This window comes from Micromonospora vinacea, assembly GCF_015751785.1.
Classification (GTDB): domain Bacteria; phylum Actinomycetota; class Actinomycetes; order Mycobacteriales; family Micromonosporaceae; genus Micromonospora; species Micromonospora vinacea.
This window is the reverse complement of sequence record NZ_JADOTY010000001.1, coordinates 4,569,127-4,585,533: the sequence shown is the minus strand read 5'-3', so window position 1 is coordinate 4,585,533 and position 16,407 is coordinate 4,569,127. Positions and strand designations below refer to the sequence as shown.

The window sequence follows — 16,407 nt, the reverse complement described above, 5'->3', positions numbered from 1 at the left end:
GTGCTTGGCCGCAGGGGCGCGAGACACAGAATGGATGCGGCAATGTGGTCCGAGGGGAGTCGAACCTCCCGTGCGGAATCAGTGCATCGTTCAAGGTGCATGCGCAGATGGATTACGGGCGCGCTGAGCGCCCGATTCGGGGGCATTGCCACCCGACAGCGATTCCGCTTGGCGACCTAGGCAACGATGGCACGGACTTCAGGAAGCGGATCGTGGAATTGAAGTGGTGCTTATCTGGAGACTGGGAGTCAGAGAATAATGGGTCAGCGCTCGACCTCACTCTCGAAGGGCGACCTGGATCGGATTCGTCGCTGCCGGATCAGGTATTGGTTGTTGAAATTGGCCGGCGATCACAGCTACATTACATACGGAAATGGGCCGACGACGTGGCACACGCCTGGATTCTTTGTCGTGTCATCGTGCGCAACACAGTAGCCGGAGGATGGAAAACCGGCTGAGATACAACTGCTCTGAGAGAACTCCCGTCCATAGTCCGCGCCGGCGTCGCCGCGGCCCTGCGTAACGAGCCGGACACCATCCTCGCCGACGACGGCGTGGTGACCACTGTGCACCCGCGCGCGCCCGAGGTGATTGTGATCGACCTGATGCAACGCACGCTCGACGACCGGCCGGACGGCCCGGGCGACGGCACCGCCGAGCCGCACATCGTCGCCCTGTGCTCCGGCGCCGAGCACGCGAGCGCCCTGCAGGCGATCCACCACGGAGTGCGGGCGGTGGTCCACCGGGACGACCCGGTCGGCCACATCGCGATGGCGATCCGGGCGGTCGCCGCCGGCGAGGCGTTCCTGTCCCCGCCGCCCACCCGCTACCTGCTCGAAGGGGTCCGGATCGACCGGCCCGGGCCGCGCCGAAGGCCGGTGGCCGCCAGCCTGAGCCGCCGGGAGCTCGAAGTGATCGCCCTGCTGTGCGACGGCGTCGCCAACCCGGAGATCGCGCGCAGGCTCTCCATCTCGGCGACCACGGTGCGCCCACAGATCCACCACATCGCCACCAAGTTCGGGCTGCGGGACCGCACTCAGGTCGTGGTGTACGTCTTCCGGCACGGGTTGGCGGCACCGGACCCGGGCGAGGGGCCTTCCGTTGCCTCGGTCCGGCCCTGGCTGTTAAGGTCCACTGTGTCATAACGATGTTATTTGCACGGCGAACGAGGTGGTCGGCATGGCGGCGAACCGGTGGTTGCCCCGTTTCCTGCGGCAGATGCCCCGACTGCCCGACGCCGCCGGCGACCATCTCGGCGAAGCCTCCGGCGACGGACCCGTCATCCGGATGGTGATCGTCGGCGACTCGGCCGTCACCGGCGTCGGAGCCGACCACCTGGACGGCGCCCTGGCCGGTCAGCTCGCCACCGCGGTGGCCGGGCTGACTGGCCGGCGCGTCTGCTGGCGGGTACTGGGGCGCACCGGGGCCCGCGCGCGCACCCTCGACACCTACTTCCTGCGGCACCTCAGCGACCCGTGCACGCAGTGGCGCCCCGACCTGGTGGTCGTGTCCATCGGGGTCAACGACGTGACCCGGCTGCTCCCGCCGTGGCTCTGGGAGCGCGACTTGCTCGCCCTGATCGACCGGATCCGCCACCGGCTCGACCGCTCGGTGCCGATCCTGTTCATCCAGCTCCCACCGGTCCGGCAGTTCATCGGGCTGCCGGCGCCGCTGCGGCGGTCGCTGGGCCTGCTGGCCGAGCGGTACAACCGGCGCCTGCGGTTGCTGGCCCGGCGCGACCCCGACGTCTACCGCCTGCCGGCCGATGACCTGCTCGTGCCGCTGGCCGACTTCTTCGCCTCCGACGGCTTCCACCCGTCGCAGATCGGCTACCGGGCCTGGGCCCGGTCGATCGCCTCGCAGATCGCCACCGTCGTGGACCTGCGGGCCGGCCGGTCGCCGGCAACCGCCCGGAGTGGCCGGTGACGCCGGCCCGCCGGACGACGCCGGCCCGCGGGCGGGGCGCCCCGTCGGCCACCGCCGAGGTACGGGAGGCGCTGATGACCGTCGGGTGCCGCCTGCTCAGCTCGGACGGCCCGGCCGCGCTCTCGGCGCGCCGGCTGGCGGCCGAGGTCGGCACCTCCACGATGGCCATCTACACCCATTTCGGGGGTGTCCCCGACCTGGTCGAGGCGATCGTGCAGATGGGGCTCGACCGGCTCGCCGAGCGGCTGGCGGCGGTCCGCCCGACCGACGATCCGGTCACCGATCTGGCCCGCCTCGCCCGGGCGTACCGAGACAGCGCACTGGCCGACCCCCATCTGTACGCCGTCATGCTGGGCGGCGTCGCGCAAGCCCACTTCGGCCTGAAGCCTCGCGATCTCGAACTCGATTCGCTCACCCTCGGCGCCGCCGACGTGCACGTCCGCCGAAGCATCGAGGCGGGCCGGTTCCGGGCCGGCCCGCACTGGGATCTGACCGTCCAGGTCTGGGCGATGATGCACGGTTGGGTGATGTTGGAAATCGCCGGTTACGGGATCGGAGCCAGCGTTGACGACTATCTTCTCCACGTTCTCGTCGGGGCCGGCGACAGCCTTGCCGACGCCACCCGGTCGGTGCGGCGATCGGGTGGCGTCGGCCTGACGGCTGGGCCTAGCTGAGTGAGCGGATCCAGCAGTGGCCGCGGCCTCGGGCGCGCGAACGCTTCATTTTTTCGTCGAGCCGCTGGCTGCCGCCGGGGCCGACCGACGGCGGAGTCCCCGCGCGCACGGGTGATTGTTCCGACATTGAGGTATGCCTGAGCCGTATTCGGCTCCACCGGGTATTCCGGGCCTTCGCTCAGTACCGGACGACGCAGGACCGGCTACCACCGCCTGTACCCGTACGGCAGAATCGGCTAGTGAAGTTCAACTTTGACGTCGGTGTCCAAGAGCGACACGAGGTGACATTCTCGTTCAGCAATTCTGGGGAGGCCTGTCGATCCTGGTAGACGACCAGCCCGTCCGCCAGGAGCTGCGGGTCCTGTCGGCCGAGTTAGTCAAGCGGTACGAGTTTGTGGTCGGCCAGGAGGAACGTCACTCCGTGCTCATCGAGAAGGCGCGCAAGCTTCTCTTCGCCGGCTTCCGGCCGCAGCAGATCAGGGCCTATGTCGACGGGCATCTGGTCGCCGAGCACGCCGCCTGAGCAAGGCCACTTGCCTCCAACACGCCGCCCCCACAGAAGTTGGCGGCTGCAGCACGATGTGTGAGCCGGTTTCGGTGACGGGGGCCATCGGTCGGCGTACACGGGGGCTTGTGCCATGGGTTTTGCAGTCGATGTGGCCGCGCTGCGCGGCCTTCCGCCGTTGTTCGACCGGCTCGGGGATGACGCCCGGGCCGGGTTGACCTACGTCGATTCGAACACTGTGTTGGAGTACGGGCCGGGTTTCATCAACCGGATCAGCGCCAAGCACGAGAACGCCATGCTGGCCATTCGAGACCTTGTCGAGGACGTCGCGAAGTACACGGCGGCCGACACCGGCGGAACGTTGCGGCAGTCGCTCGACTACTACGAACGGACCGACGCTGCGGCCGCTGAGCGATTGGACCAGGCCTTCCGGCGTGACTGGGCGCTGGACCGCTCCGAGTACGCGGGCTTCTACCGGGACACCGCCCTACCGGCGCCGTTCGCCGACCGGACCGACCCGCAGCAGCTCCTGCGCGCTGTACCTGACTACGACAAGGACGACGCGTTCCAGTTCGAGCCGCAACTGTGGGACACGGCCAGCCCCACGTCAGTGAGCCGGGACGTGATCTGGGGCGCCACCTGGCTCGCCGCCAAGCTGGGCATTTGTGACCGCGCCTACGACCCGTACGAATCGCTACTGAAGCCGGTCGCCGGTGACTGGGCCGGGGTGCGGGGCTGTGCGGACGTGTTTGGCAACCTCGCCGCAGCCTTGGCGGGCATGGCAGACAACGTGCGGTGGGGTGCCCTCAGCTCCGAACAGGATTGGCAGGGCAAGGCCGCCACCGCCTTCCAGGCACACCTGGTCGACTCGGCCCGCAAGCTCGACACCGCCGCGGGACCGTTGCTCGCGCTCGCTGCCGAGTACCGCAGGACGGCCGAGGCGATAAGACTACCGACCCCACCCGACCGGGACCGAGAACGCGAAGGCGACCAACAGCATCGGAAGCGGGCCCCTCAGACGACGGTCCGTCGCGCCCTCATGACCGCGCTCGGGCAGCATCCTCCACCAGGGTGGCGAACCCATCGAGATGGCGTGCGAGACCGTACTCGAACAGTCCATTGAGGTCCGACACCGTCTCGGTCGGGATCGTCGACAGCAGTGGGAATCTTCCACTGTCGAGCGTCTGGTTGGCTCGCTTCTGCTGTGCCAGCAACCACCCGTCGAGCGTGACACCGGTCTCCTGCTCCGATTCGACCTCGGCCGCCATGGACAGCGCGACGGTGGCGACCAGTCCGTGGAGCGTGAGCGCCTCGCGGAGCCGTGTCGTCATGGGCAGCCCAAGTCCGTCGAGCGCGCGCAGGATCCACTCGGTGTGCGCCATCATGTTGGGCACAAGCGCCGGACGGGTGAACGAGACGGCTCTGGGCAGCCAGAGGTGTCGCCGGCACAGTTCCCACTGTTGGTGGGCGACGAGTTCGAGCTTCGCCCGCCAGCCGGGTGGTCCTGGGTCGGGTAGTTCGGATTCGCCGAAGACCTCGTCGACCATCTGCGTCACCAGATCGTCCTTGTTCGCCACGTGCCGGTAGAGCGACATCGGGCCGACGCCGAGGTCGACCGCGAGACGTCGCATCGACACTGCGTCGAGTCCCTCGGCGTCGGCGATCGCGATGGCGGCGCGCAGGACGTGCATCCGGCCCAGTGGCTGCTTGAACGCGCGGGCCTGCCGTGGCCACTGCGACGCGGCCGGGCCGACCGGGTGCTTGCGGCGGGCGTCGTTGCTGACCACCGTACCGGAACCGACCGTCGTTTCGACCAGCCCGCTGTCACGGAGAGTCGCCATCGCTCTGGTCGCGGTCGCTACCGCGACGCCCCACCGCTGCGCGATTTGCCGGACGGAGGGTAGCCGGTCCCCCGGCCGCAGGTCGCCGGACAAGATTCGGCCGCGAAGCTCCTCCACGATGCGCCGGTACGGCGGATCCGGGCGCGGCGTCGGCGAAGGCATGACTGCCCTCCGATCTACTGGTGCCGTTGTCGTCCGACTGCAATGTACTAGGTCAATCTTTCTCTGGCTAGTACACTTACTCGGCTTCCCTAGGCGGCAGGGACCCGGTTTTGCCGGAGCGAAGATACGTTGTACGCATGACGAAAGATACACCGTACGCACTCGTGCGGCAGACGGATGTCGCAGACCGGCAGGCGGTTTTGGACGTCCTCACCGAGGCGTTCACGGACGATCCGGTCGCCTGTTGGCTCTTCCCCGCATCGGATGAGCGCGGCCGTCTCCAGTCGTACTTCTACGGTCAACTACTGGATCAGGGCGCCGCCGAGGCATACCTGATCGGTCGTGGCGAGGGTGCCTCGGTATGGCTGGCGTTGCCTGCGGGCCAGGCACCCGACGAGGAACATCCGAACGCGCCCGACATGGACCAGAGCTCGATCTTCGGCGGGAACGGCGTGCGGTTACGGACTCTCGGGCGGGCACTGGCCGAGCGGCATCCCCGTCGCGAACCGCACCTCTACCTCTCGTGCATGGGGGTGGTGGGCGGGCGGCAGGGCGCCGGACTCGGCTCGGCGATGCTGCGCCACCGGTTGGAGCGAGCGGACGCCGACGGGCTCGCCGCGTACCTGGAGGCAAGCTCACCGCGGAGCCGGGCCCTCTACCTGCGACACGGCTTCGCGGACCTCGGCGAACCGGTTCACGTGGCGGACAGCCCACTCCTATGGCCAATGTGGCGCCAACCGAGCCGTTGACCACCCCACCAATTCCACACCGACAAGGGAGAATCTCGATGACGACGAAAGACACCACCGGCGATCGTCGACCGCCGACGCTGGTCTTTGTACACGGCACCAACTCCTCGTCGTACTTCTGCTCGGGACTGATCACCGAACTCACCCTGCGGGGGCACCGGTGCGTGGCCGTCGACCTTCCGGGACACGGGGCTGAAGGGTTCTTCCCCCGCTCGTACCAAGCCCCGCAGGACCTCGAAGGGCTGGCAACCGAGCCGTCGCCCCTCGCCAAGATCACCATCGACGACTACGTCGAGCGCGTCGTGGACGTGGTGCGCCGCGCTCGCCGCCACGGGCCCGTGATCCTGGCCGGCGCCAGCCAGGGCGGCGTCACCGTGAGTAGAGTCGGCAACGCCATCCCCGAACTGCTCGACCGGGTCGTCTACATGGCGGCGTACTGCTGCGTCGACCTGCCGAACTTGGCGGCCTACCTTGCCACGCCAGAGAACAGTGACAGCCTGCTCCCCCTGGTGACCCAGGCAGTGGTCGCCGATCCGACGATCCTGGGGGTGGCCCGAATCAACTGGCGCTCGGCCGACCCTTCGGTGTTCGACGGCATCAAGCAGTGCCTCGCCGGCGACTTCACCGACGAGGCGGTGAGCCGGCTGCTCAACACGCTCGAGCCTGACGAACCCGCCAGCATCCCCCTGGCCGACGCCCGCGGCGAAGCGGGCACGTGGGGCCGGATTCCCCGGACGTACGTGCGCTTCACCCACGACCGGCTGATCCCACCTGCGCTACAGGACCGGTTCATCACCGAGGCCGACCGCCTCACCCCGGACAACCCGACCGACGTACGAAGCATCGCGGCACCCCACGTCGGCCCGTTCGACCGACCCGAACTGGTGGCGATCTTCGCCGAACTCGCCAGCCGCTGACCAGACACACAATTCGGCGTCGCTGAAGCGGGCAGGAATGAGGTATTCAGACACTGGCCCTACTGGTGGGGACTGTTGTCGGCTTGTTGTGTTGTGTTGTGTTGTGTTGTGTTAGCACCGTACTGCGGCTCCGGGGCCTGCGGTCGCACCCGGGCACCGGCCTCATCAATCTCGGCCCGCCGTCCGAGGTGTGCGTCACCGCGACCGATGCCAACGTCCGGGCAGCCTTCCGGTCACTGATCACCCGTGGCTACGTAGCGTGTCGCGGCACACGGACTGAAGGTGTTGGACGGCGTTTCACTCGAACTCACAACGGCGCCGTGCCGACAATCCCGGGTCAGGATCGTCGGCACGGCGTCGTGAGTTCGGACGAGTCCGTCCGAGCACAGCTAGTCTCGGACGAACTCACGGAGGTCCTCCCGCTACTGACCGTAAGCTTTCGCGGTCCAGCCGAGCGAGCCGAGGGAGCCACCCTTGATGTCCGTGCCGACTCCGTCCGTCTTCAGGGCGTCGAAGTGCACGGAGGCCGAACCGGCGGCGGTGATCCCGAGCAGCGGCCGGCCGTTGGGGTGCGCGTCACAGTAGCCCGTGCTGAGGCTGGTGAAGGGCCCCCAGCCGCTCGCCCGCAGTACCTTCGAGGTGATCGTTGTCGGGGTGGCCCGGTTGACTCGCCACTCCTTGAGCTCCCCGTTGGCCTTGGTGCCGATCAGCACGTCCACGGCGGCGCTGCCCGTTCCGCCGCTGCGCTCGTAGGTCAGTGTGTTGACCGCGTCCCAGCCGGTGGTGGTCAGCCTCACCGGCGCGGAGAGCGTGAACACGTCATCCACGTAGGTCTCCGTGTAGCGGTAGAGCGAAGTGCCCGCCACGCGGTAGAGGTACGGCGACGCCGATGCAAGGATGCGGGTATCGGCGAACCCGTTCTTGAAGCGGCTGGCGGTGATCGCCGTGACTCTCCAGGTGCCGTCGACCAACTCGCCCTGGCGGCTCACCTTGTAGAGCCAGCCGTCGGTCGGATGGGCGGCGTACTCGGTGCTGCGGAAGCTGGTGTCGTCACCAGAGGCACCGATCTGCTGATGCGCCGACGGCACCCAGCCAAGGTTGTCGTTGGCGTAGGCCTTGGTGCTGGTCGTCCTGTCGGAGTACACGTAGCTGAGACGCTGCCCATCGGAACGGTACGCCGCGGCGGAGACGCTACAGTCCGCTGGAACGTCACTGAGCGCCGCAGCCGCCGGCCCGGCGGGCACGACGACTCCAGCCACGGCGAGACCGGTCGCGACAACGCTCAGCGCCGTCGCGGCGGCCACGATGGATTTACGCATGAGGCAAGATCCTCCAGTAGTACGACTGTGGGGCGAGGGTCGCCGCGCGCGGGGTGTGGATAAACGGTCCCGCTTGGGCGTCGTGCGTTGCCGCACATCCAGGGCGCACGGGGGTGCTCCCCGATGGGCCAGTCTGGACAGCAGAACGGTACGGCGTGGCCCGTACAATCGCCGTACAACCGGCGTATAGACCCCCCACTCGCCCCCCGTCATCCGAGTGTGGGCCACCTGGTGACAGCGCCGACATTACGTCGACCGGCTCGACCGCCGGCACAAGGTTCGAGCGCCGTTCCCGATGCGGTTGGTGGGACGTTACCTCTGGCGGCTTGATCGTCCAGCAAGACGCTCATGTCTAAATTGGCAAGATCACGATTACAGTCGCAGCGTGTGGGCTCCGTCCGAAGGGGAGTTCCGATGAGCCGCTATTCGATGGACGAGCGCGAGGCATTCGTGGCCATGTCCCGGTTCGTGTGGCAGTTCGCGAACCGCGCCGGGGACGACCTGCTCACGCTCCTGGGAGACATCGGCATCGAGGCAGACGGCGGGACAACGGATCCCGCCGCGTGGAGCGACTGGCTGGCCTGCGTTCGCTCCGTAGTAGACGGCGCAGAAAACCCGGCCAGCGGCTCGGCCGGATAGAGACCAGCCCAGGGAGCATCAACTCCACCAGGAGAAGATTTCTCGACTGGCCCCGACAGCAACGATCACGATCTACGGCTGGAGTACTAGACACCCTCGCCCGTCGAGTCTGGGTCGGTGGTGCGCGAGAGGCGGCCCGCGTTGACGATCGAGTGGCTCACGACCGCATCGATTGTCGGTACCCCAACGGGACGCTGGATCAGATGCCGAGCGCTGCCCGCAGCCGGTGAACGCGATAGACGGCCATGGGGTTGGCGCCCACGTCGTTCCAGGGCCATCGGGTCGCCCGGCCCCGGATCAAGGCAAGGTGTGGCCTGGCTGATTTCCGGTCGCCGATGACGCTGAACCAGGCGGCGGCGTAGTTGTGAGCGAGTATCTCGCCGGGCCGCTCGCAGCTTGCCAGGTTCATCCGGGTCGACGCCTGCCGGGCGCGTTCGAGAGCGTCGATGTCCTTCCGCAGGGGCGTGCCGGTGTTGTCGCGGCGCCAGCGTTCGAAATTTGCGATGTGGATCAACGCGTGAGTCGGGGAACCGATGGGATGGCCGTCGGTCCACTCTCGCGCGCACTGTGCCGTGAAGGCGGCGGAATATCCCCAGTGCGGAGTGACGGACATGACTGCTTGATAGTGCCCGCGAAAGTGGTAGGGACTGCGCTTGGCCAGCTCTTCGCGGCGTTCACCGGTACGCTGCGGGCCGATTTCCAGCCCTCGCGCCAGCTGCAGTAGCCACACCCAGGGCGATGCGTCCGCCGGCGCCAGCGCGGCCGACGCCTGCAGCAACTCCTCGGCACAGTGCAGACCTTGGTGGAAGCTCGACATCTGCTCGGCGCCGGTGTAGCGGGCAAGAGCCCCGCCGCGTAACAGCCAAGCCCGTGCGACTTCCAGCGCGCCCCGCAGCAGGTACGCGGTAGCGTCTGCTCCGAGCGAGGCGATGTACTGCTCGAACTGGGCCGGGACAACGGCCTTCCATCGCCCGATCAAGGTCTGCACGGCAACTTCGACGCGGTCTGACCGATCTTCGTCATCGGATACGCCAGCCTTGATCGCATCCATCAGGCTGGGCCAGTCACCCTTCCGGGCCGCATTACGCACCGCCAGCAAATCAGGTCGGCCGTAAGTGATGTCGAGTGCCATGTCACCTTGCCCCAGATAGATCCACGCCCGGGATCGTGCCACACCGAACGTGGGCCGCCGAGGCCCTACCGGGCTGATTGGGGTTCGACGGGCAGACGCCGCTCGCGAACTCGGGCTTGCCGATTTCCAGTCCACTCCGCCGCCAACCATGATCAACAGCGCGTTCTCCTTCGACGCGAGACACGCACCGACCCAAGCACCCACCGACAGCCCCCGTGATCCTCAACTCGACCGGGTGACCGTAGAGAGCCTGCGAATCCGGTGTGAAGCACCGTTACCAGTTGATTCAACAGAGCGGTCATCGGAGTAGCAAAAGGGCCGATCGTTCACGGTCAGCTACCGCGGCGGCCAGCGTGCGCGAGCGAGTAGGGGTCAACCCGCCCGTCCTGGCGGGTCTCGTTGCCGAACTGTCCATCGGCCCCGACGCTGCGTCAACTGTTCCACCGGCACGGCGGCCGACACCGTCCAGTAACCGTCGAACATTCGCGTCGGCGGACCGCTCGTTGACGCAGATGCGCGGCCGTCCCGCGGCGAAGAAAACAATGCCCTATCTGTCCAAAATCGCCTGCCGTTAAGAAGTCCAGCAGCGAAGAAAACTAAGCCGATGCAGTACGCCTACCAGGCGATTGACCGCAGAGGCAACCAAGATCGGGTCGCAAAACCGCCCGAGTTAAGGGCTCCAGCAGCGCCTCACACGCCACTTCACCGAGCTAGAACAAAAGACTGAGGGTTCCGCAAGTCACTGACCTGCGGAAACCCTCTCGCTGTCGGGACGGCCGGATTCGAACGGACGACCCCTTGACCCCCAGGCAACCAACACGAGGTGCTGACCTGCCGTTCCACATGGGTTGGCCTGCCGAAGCCATCCACCAAGGTCCCTGCTCGTCCGCTGGCGTCTGTCCCGATCGTCACCCGGTTAGTCACCCAACGGAGGGCTAGGGAGGATTGTCATCGTGATCTCTCTACCTCAACCCAACGACCTCACATCGCTGGTGCTCCGTACGGACTTCACCGACGACACTGCCTGGGAAGCCGTGAAGGCGGCCTTGCGCACCTCGGAGGGCGAAGACAGCGCCACCTTCGTCAGCGACCCGAAGTACATGGGCGTGAGCCTCCATGAGCTGGTCGACGCCGACAACGCGGCGAGCTACGAAGATAGGCTGACGTACCTCTTCCTTGCCGACGCGACCACGATGACGGACGTCGAACGCCCGCTTCTCGCACTCGATCTAGCGGACGAGCCCGGCCGCACCTTCCGGGTGCCGCCCCGCTGGTACGCGGACGTCTCGACCAACCTCACCATTGCGAACATGGACTTTGCCGAGTTCGCCAACACCATGGATAGGTCGGACACCTACCGGGGCTTCGACCGGGACTGACGTCCTGATCTGGCGCCTACTTGCAAAGCCGGTGACGGAGATCGAACCACACTGTCAGCTTGGGAGTCGGGTTGAGTCGCCGGCCCCGGCCTGGTGCCCCCTGGTCGTTGAAGCATGTGCGACTCGGCCAAGCTCTGCGACGGACCGCCGCTGGCCGATGTTGACCGCTGCATCGGGCACGGATCGGGCGCGAGCTCAGGTGAGGCTGAGGCTGAGGCTCGAAACCCTACGCCGCGATACGGCGAATGATCGACAGAAATCGGTCCGATTGGCGGCATGACCTCACCTTGATGACGGACTTACACAGCGCAGCCGCTACCACAGGTGGGTAACCTCCTCGCGGCTTCGCTGATCGGCAATCGCGACCCGCACATCCCCGCTGGTGGGCCGCCAAAAGGCCAAGCCGGCCTTGTACATCACGAGATGGATTTCCTGCGGCTCGGCAGTGTCGAAGGTGACTGTCAAGTGGTCGCCCGGCGCGATGAACCGCTCTCCGCCTTCCGGTTCGAAGAACGTGGTGAACCCGGGCGCGTCTTGCGCCGCTTGGAGCTGGACCACCGTGACGTGTCGCTGTCCAAGGCCATCAGCCTTGCCCTGCTTATTGCTCACGAACACATGGTCGCAAACCCCAACCCTTCCACGCGAACACCATGATCACTTCTTAGTGATAGTAGCGAGGCTAAGAGTTCTTCCGTTCTGCCGTCGACCCGCCCTCATGGGAGCAGGTCGCCGTCTGGCCATCACGTCAAGCGGACCTTGACGTCCCGGGGTGACCGGCGACGAGTCGGGGTCGGGGCTGGCGGCGCGCTCCATATGAGGGCAGGCCATCGGCCTGCCCACGACTCCTGCCCGACGGTCGCAGAGGCTCCGAGGTCAAGGGCGGCCCGCAGGGCCGTCGCTTGCGACGCGTAGCGCCCTTGAGCTTGGAGGGGCGGCCCGGCACACTCGCGCCGCCAGCCCCGACCCCGACGGCCGTGACCTGCGGCGCGGACCCAGCGTGCCATTTCCTGCGCCGCGTCGCTCGGGCGCGGCGCGGCGCGGCCGGCTGCCGGCGACGAACCTCCACCACTCCCAGACCGATCCGTCTGCGGCGGCCCCCGGGCTTTCCGCTTTTCCGCGCCAGCCGCCGGGCGTCTTGCGTGGCCGGCGTGGAGCGACAGCGGAGCGACGGACGCGCGCCCAGGCGGCGGCGCGTGCGGCCCGTCAAGGGCCGCCTTGAAGACGTACAGAACTTCTCACCAGTTCGCCGGCAGGCCGCTGTCGTACTCCGCTTGATGCGTGACAAGTTGACTTCAGATGATGCGTGACAACCCGCCGAAGTGCGTCGCTACGTGCCGTGACGTAGGCGGTCAGGCGAACCCGGGGCGGACGATGAGTGTCACGTCGCTGCTGGTTGCGATCACCAGGGTGCGGCCGGACGGAGAGAAGCCGGCGGCGCGCAGCTCGGAGTAGTCGGCGTGGAAAACGTGCCACCAGGTCGTGCCTGGTGGGCCGTTATAGGCACCGCCGTCGGCGGACAACAGGATGCGATGGTTCGGCCACTCGGGCGCCGCCACGTCGATGGTCCAGCCGTCGTCGGTCGTGGCGTGCAGCCCTCCGCCGAACAGCCCGGCGATGTGTACCCGGGTGCCCGCCAGCACGCCGATGCCCGGACAAGCCAGGTCTGGTCCGGACGGTGACGCGTCGTCGGGGTCGGGGTGACGGTCCCGGGCGACCTTCGCACCCGTCGTCGCGTCGATCAGGCCAAAGCCGTCCATCGAGACGACCATCAGCAGGTCGACGCCGGTCTGCGGGTGGACACCGAAGCCGATGCCTTGCAGTCCGCCCACCGGTATGTTGCGCCACGTCTGGTCGAGGTGCCGCCATGGCTCTGGCGGCGCGACGACCGGGGCGGCCAGGAACTTCGCCCGCAGCTGCTGTTGGTAGTCCGAAAGCATCCCGTTGTCCTCCGGCGCCGGAGGCCGGGCGGCCTGCGGCCTTCTATAGATCTGATCGCGCTGAGTGACGGCCTGGCGCTACACGCTGCCATCGGTGTCACGCATCATCTGACGCTGATCCCTAACGGATCAACTGGAGCCCGACATCGCCGGCAGGCCGCATCCCATGCCTAAATCAGCGGCGGTGGGACCCGCACTTCGCGCGCAGCTGTGCTGCCTCGCCACGGGCAGCTTCCGCTTCCGCGCGAGCACCGTTGCGATCCGCCTCGAACAGCAGCACCCGGGCCAGACCGTCCAGCGCCTCAGCCATGGCTTCCCGCCACTCGGCCAGATCGCACGGATCCACAGGATCAGCGGGGCGCATCGAGCGCACTCGGCGAAGCTCCCGCGTGGCGTCCTTCAACAGACCACGACCCAACAAGGGCTTCTCTCGCCGCAACAGCGACCTCCCGCAAGGTCGTGCCAACAACCTAGACCAACCGTCAAGCATGTCCTAGGACGGGTTCGTCAAGCATGTGGTGGGACTAGACACGCGGCAGCCGGCGGCCCTGCTCGCGGATTCGCTGCTCAGGCCGCGTAGACGGCGGTAGCGTCGTCGCTGCGCTTGTTGCGTGCCCACTTCATACAGGACGGGTCGGCGGCTTCGATGGCGCGGACTCGGCTGATCAGCTCGGTCGGTCCGTCCTGGGCTAGGACGTCGAGCACGTCGGGCCAGTCGAGTAGGCCGAACAGGGCCACCAGGCGGGCTGCTCCGTCGGTCAGCACGGCGACTCGTCGGATGCTGTCGAGTGGGACTTCTCCCATGATGGCGTGTCGAGCGGCGGACGGGTCGGACGCCGCCACCCAGTACCCGCCGCAGCCGCAGTACCGCTGTGGCGGCCGATGGTGCCCCTGGGGTGGCTGAGGTCGCGGGTGTCACGGCGCTGGTCGGCCGCGGGCCTCGACCCGCGCGACTGGACTCCTCGCGAACTGCGGCACAGCTTCGTGTCCCTGCTGTCGGACAGCGGCATGAGCCTCGAACAGATTGCGGACCTCTGCGGCCACTCCGGTACGACGGTCACCGAGAGCGTCTACCGGCACCAACTACGGCCGGTGCTCCTGGGCGGCGCAGTCGCCATGGACCGGATCTTCGACGCTGAGGCATAGTCACTCAGTTAGTCATCCAGGTACGACAAAGGGGCCGTCTCGATCTTCCGAGATGGCCCCTCACCTGCGTCGGAACGGCCGGATTCGAACCGACGACCCCTTGACCCCCAGTTCTACAACGATTGTGTCACGGCGTGCCAGAATTTATTCATACGTCCTCCAATCCGGACAGAGCGATATCTCCCCATGACGGCCCCTGACATCCGGTGTCGGGCACGTCGCCACCCACACACCCTCGTCGTTACCGGTCCCGTTACCGCGAACAGTCAAGGACCGTTGGTGCCGCCAGGTTCGGGTGGCTTCGTCGCGAAGACGCAGCCAGGCAGATCGTCACCACCCAGCGCGGTTCTGCAGGACTCCAAGCCCAGCGTGCGCGGCACATCTGGGAACGCCGATCGGAACGCCTCGTCGCACAGCATCTGGCAAAGATTGTGGTACTCGGTGAAGGCTCTGATTTCGTAGACTTCGCCGGTGCAAATGATCTCCATGCAGCCGGCCCCCTTGTCGACGGACGCCGTCGTCCTTCGGGAAGCCATCGCGCGGGCACGAAGCGGTCTTGTCGACCGGGAGGTGGTCGCCGAGGTTGTGGTGCTGTGTGCCGTTGCCGGCGAGCATGTGCTCGTCATCGGTGCACCGGGCACCGCCAAGTCTGAGGCCGTACGGCGAACGGCTGACCAACTCGGCGGCCGGTACTTCGAGTACCTGCTGGGACGGTTCACTGAGCCGAACGAGATTTTCGGCCCGGTCAACCTCCGCCGGCTACGTGAGGGGTCAGTGGAGTTCGAGACCTCGGGCATGCTGCCCGAGGCGGAGGTGGCGTTCCTCGACGAGGTCTTCCTCGGTTCGACGGCGGTCCTCAACACACTGCTGGGGATTCTGAACGAACGAGTGTTTCGGCGCGGATCGACTGTCCTGTCGTGCCCGCTGCGGGTCTGCGTCGGCGCGGCCAACAGCCTGCCCGATGATCCCGCTCTTGCAGCGTTCGCGGACCGGTTTCTGGCTCGCGTCTTCGTCTCTCCGGTCCCGGACGTGCGACTCGACGAGCTGTTGGAGGTTGGGTGGAGCGCGAATTCTCGGCCGTCCGATCCGGCGGGATCGCTGCTACCGGCGTTGGATCGGCTTTCCCAGGCGGCTCGTGAATGTGACCTTAAGGGTGTGCGCGGCCTGCTGGCATCCGCGATCCGTCAGTTGCGCCAAGCGGGCGTACCACTCAGTGACCGCCGGGTGGTGCGTTCGCAGCGCCTGGTGGCCGCTGCGGCGACCCTTGACGGGCGCAGTGCGGCGACCGCTGACGATCTCTGGGTGCTTGCGTTGATCGCGCCGACACTCGACGCTCAAGCCACGGCCCGGGAGGCGCTGTCAAACCTGGTGGCGCAGGGACGAAACGCCAGTCTGGTGTACGCGGCGGAGGAGTTCGCCCGGGGCCAGCAGGCCCGCGCAGCCCGGCTGGTCGAGGCTGGCCGGCGCCTGCTCGACGAGTTGGGCACCGGGCCGCTGACGCATGACGGCCGGCTGCGCTACGAAGCGACGCTACGGGAGATCGACGCGGGGTTCGTCCGGGCTGATGCCCCGCAGGCGCTGCAGGACATGCGCGGCCTCCTGGTCACCGCGATCCAGCGGTGAGCGCGCCTCCGCTGGCCCTGCAGTGGCGTCGGCGCGACACCCCGCTGCCCGCTGCGGCTGTGGCCGCGTCGGGTGCGGTGGTGGCGGAGTTGCGCGCGGACGCGCTGATGCGGGTAACTGCAGGCGCCCACCTGCGTGCCTGCGCCGGCCGGGAGCAGAGCTGGTTGATCGTGCTTGGCGATCGGGCAGAGCTGCCGTGGGCCGACGGGGCCGTCTACCTCGGTTGGGACGATGGTGTGCTGGTACCGACGCTCGCCCAGCCGTGGCCGTGCGCGGATCTCTTGCGCGAGCCGCTGCGCCGCCTCACCGGCCAGCAGACCGGACTGATCGCACTGTTGCCTGGACTGGTCCTGGCCGGTCCGCTGCCGCGGGAACCACTCGACCCCGCACGGCTGGCGCCCTCATGACCGACCACCTGCCCCTCCCGGCAGCGCTGACTCCCTGGGCGCCGGCGTTGT

The 16,407-nt window shown here is 67.4% G+C and carries 18 protein-coding genes and 1 pseudogene; 11 read left to right on the top strand and 8 right to left on the bottom strand.

Annotation, left to right across the window (positions count from 1 at the left end):
* Window positions 1–557: 557 nt before the first annotated feature.
* The 4 genes from IW249_RS35050 (at window position 558) to IW249_RS21610 (ending at window position 4,228) form a co-directional block, all read left to right on the top strand.
* On the top strand, window positions 558–1,145 hold the full coding sequence (locus IW249_RS35050; protein WP_196922416.1) for a helix-turn-helix transcriptional regulator: 588 nt from the start codon (window positions 558–560) through the stop codon (window positions 1,143–1,145).
* 34 nt (window positions 1,146–1,179) lie between these two features.
* Entirely contained in the window at window positions 1,180–1,926 is a 747-nt protein-coding gene (locus tag IW249_RS21620) for an SGNH/GDSL hydrolase family protein (protein WP_196922415.1), read from the top strand.
* On the top strand, window positions 1,923–2,600 hold the full coding sequence (locus tag IW249_RS21615; protein WP_196922414.1) for a TetR/AcrR family transcriptional regulator: 678 nt from the start codon (window positions 1,923–1,925) through the stop codon (window positions 2,598–2,600). The genes IW249_RS21620 and IW249_RS21615 overlap by 4 nt, the downstream gene beginning before the upstream one ends.
* 638 nt (window positions 2,601–3,238) lie before the next feature.
* Window positions 3,239–4,228 (top strand): hypothetical protein, encoded by a 990-nt coding sequence (locus tag IW249_RS21610; RefSeq protein ID WP_196922413.1) that lies wholly within the window; start codon window positions 3,239–3,241, stop codon window positions 4,226–4,228.
* On the opposite strand, the gene IW249_RS21605 is transcribed toward IW249_RS21610, so the two are convergent.
* A complete protein-coding gene (locus IW249_RS21605) occupies window positions 4,143–5,108 on the bottom strand; it encodes a GntR family transcriptional regulator (RefSeq protein ID WP_196922412.1) in 966 nt (321 codons plus the stop codon). The genes IW249_RS21610 and IW249_RS21605 overlap by 86 nt on opposite strands.
* A 137-nt stretch (window positions 5,109–5,245) precedes the next feature.
* On the opposite strand from IW249_RS21605, the gene IW249_RS21600 reads away from it, so the two are divergent.
* Both IW249_RS21600 and IW249_RS21595 read left to right on the top strand, forming a co-directional pair.
* Window positions 5,246–5,857, top strand: coding sequence for a GNAT family N-acetyltransferase (locus tag IW249_RS21600; protein WP_196922411.1), 612 nt, complete (start codon window positions 5,246–5,248; stop codon window positions 5,855–5,857).
* 38 nt (window positions 5,858–5,895) lie between these two features.
* Window positions 5,896–6,774 carry an alpha/beta fold hydrolase gene (locus IW249_RS21595; protein WP_196922410.1) on the top strand — a complete coding sequence of 293 codons (879 nt, stop codon included), beginning with the start codon at window positions 5,896–5,898 and terminating at the stop codon, window positions 6,772–6,774.
* A gap of 422 nt (window positions 6,775–7,196) precedes the next feature.
* On the opposite strand, the gene IW249_RS21590 is transcribed toward IW249_RS21595, so the two are convergent.
* Window positions 7,197–8,093: a hypothetical protein gene (locus IW249_RS21590; RefSeq protein WP_196922409.1), complete on the bottom strand. Its 897-nt coding sequence runs from the start codon at window positions 8,091–8,093 to the stop codon at window positions 7,197–7,199.
* Between the two features lie 414 nt (window positions 8,094–8,507).
* Between IW249_RS21590 and IW249_RS21585 the strand changes: the two genes are divergently transcribed.
* On the top strand, window positions 8,508–8,732 hold the full coding sequence (locus tag IW249_RS21585; protein ID WP_196922408.1) for a hypothetical protein: 225 nt from the start codon (window positions 8,508–8,510) through the stop codon (window positions 8,730–8,732).
* A gap of 199 nt (window positions 8,733–8,931) precedes the next feature.
* Here the strand turns inward: IW249_RS21585 and IW249_RS21580 are convergent, their stop codons facing one another.
* The gene (locus tag IW249_RS21580) at window positions 8,932–9,864 is read right to left on the bottom strand and encodes a hypothetical protein (RefSeq protein ID WP_196922407.1); all 933 of its coding nucleotides are present in this window, start codon (window positions 9,862–9,864) and stop codon (window positions 8,932–8,934) included.
* Between the two features lie 953 nt (window positions 9,865–10,817).
* On the opposite strand from IW249_RS21580, the gene IW249_RS21575 reads away from it, so the two are divergent.
* Complete coding sequence (locus tag IW249_RS21575) at window positions 10,818–11,243, top strand: DUF6924 domain-containing protein (protein ID WP_196922406.1); 426 nt, start codon at window positions 10,818–10,820, stop codon at window positions 11,241–11,243.
* 315 nt (window positions 11,244–11,558) lie between these two features.
* Here the strand turns inward: IW249_RS21575 and IW249_RS21570 are convergent, their stop codons facing one another.
* The 4 genes from IW249_RS21570 to IW249_RS21555 form a co-directional block, all read right to left on the bottom strand.
* Window positions 11,559–11,852, bottom strand: a complete 294-nt coding sequence (locus IW249_RS21570; RefSeq protein WP_196922405.1) for a hypothetical protein — start codon at window positions 11,850–11,852, stop codon at window positions 11,559–11,561.
* A 740-nt stretch (window positions 11,853–12,592) separates the two neighbouring features.
* Entirely contained in the window at window positions 12,593–13,180 is a 588-nt protein-coding gene (locus IW249_RS21565) for a hypothetical protein (protein ID WP_231392603.1), read from the bottom strand.
* Between the two features lie 175 nt (window positions 13,181–13,355).
* Window positions 13,356–13,553: a hypothetical protein gene (locus IW249_RS21560; protein ID WP_196922404.1), complete on the bottom strand. Its 198-nt coding sequence runs from the start codon at window positions 13,551–13,553 to the stop codon at window positions 13,356–13,358.
* A gap of 194 nt (window positions 13,554–13,747) precedes the next feature.
* The gene (locus IW249_RS21555; protein ID WP_196922403.1) at window positions 13,748–13,945 is read right to left on the bottom strand and encodes a hypothetical protein; all 198 of its coding nucleotides are present in this window, start codon (window positions 13,943–13,945) and stop codon (window positions 13,748–13,750) included.
* A gap of 144 nt (window positions 13,946–14,089) precedes the next feature.
* On the opposite strand from IW249_RS21555, the pseudogene IW249_RS21550 reads away from it, so the two are divergent.
* Window positions 14,090–14,326: pseudogene (locus IW249_RS21550) on the top strand (tyrosine-type recombinase/integrase); the annotation flags it as partial.
* Between the two features lie 266 nt (window positions 14,327–14,592).
* On the opposite strand, the gene IW249_RS21545 reads toward IW249_RS21550, so the two are convergent.
* The gene (locus IW249_RS21545) at window positions 14,593–14,814 is read right to left on the bottom strand and encodes a hypothetical protein (RefSeq protein ID WP_196922401.1); all 222 of its coding nucleotides are present in this window, start codon (window positions 14,812–14,814) and stop codon (window positions 14,593–14,595) included.
* On the opposite strand from IW249_RS21545, the gene IW249_RS21540 reads away from it, so the two are divergent.
* Window positions 14,804–15,949: an AAA family ATPase gene (locus IW249_RS21540; protein WP_196922400.1), complete on the top strand. Its 1,146-nt coding sequence runs from the start codon at window positions 14,804–14,806 to the stop codon at window positions 15,947–15,949. The genes IW249_RS21545 and IW249_RS21540 overlap by 11 nt on opposite strands.
* Window positions 15,946–16,356 carry a bpX5 domain-containing protein gene (locus IW249_RS21535; protein WP_196922399.1) on the top strand — a complete coding sequence of 137 codons (411 nt, stop codon included), beginning with the start codon at window positions 15,946–15,948 and terminating at the stop codon, window positions 16,354–16,356. The genes IW249_RS21540 and IW249_RS21535 overlap by 4 nt, the downstream gene beginning before the upstream one ends.
* The last annotated feature ends 51 nt before the right edge of the window (window positions 16,357–16,407 follow it).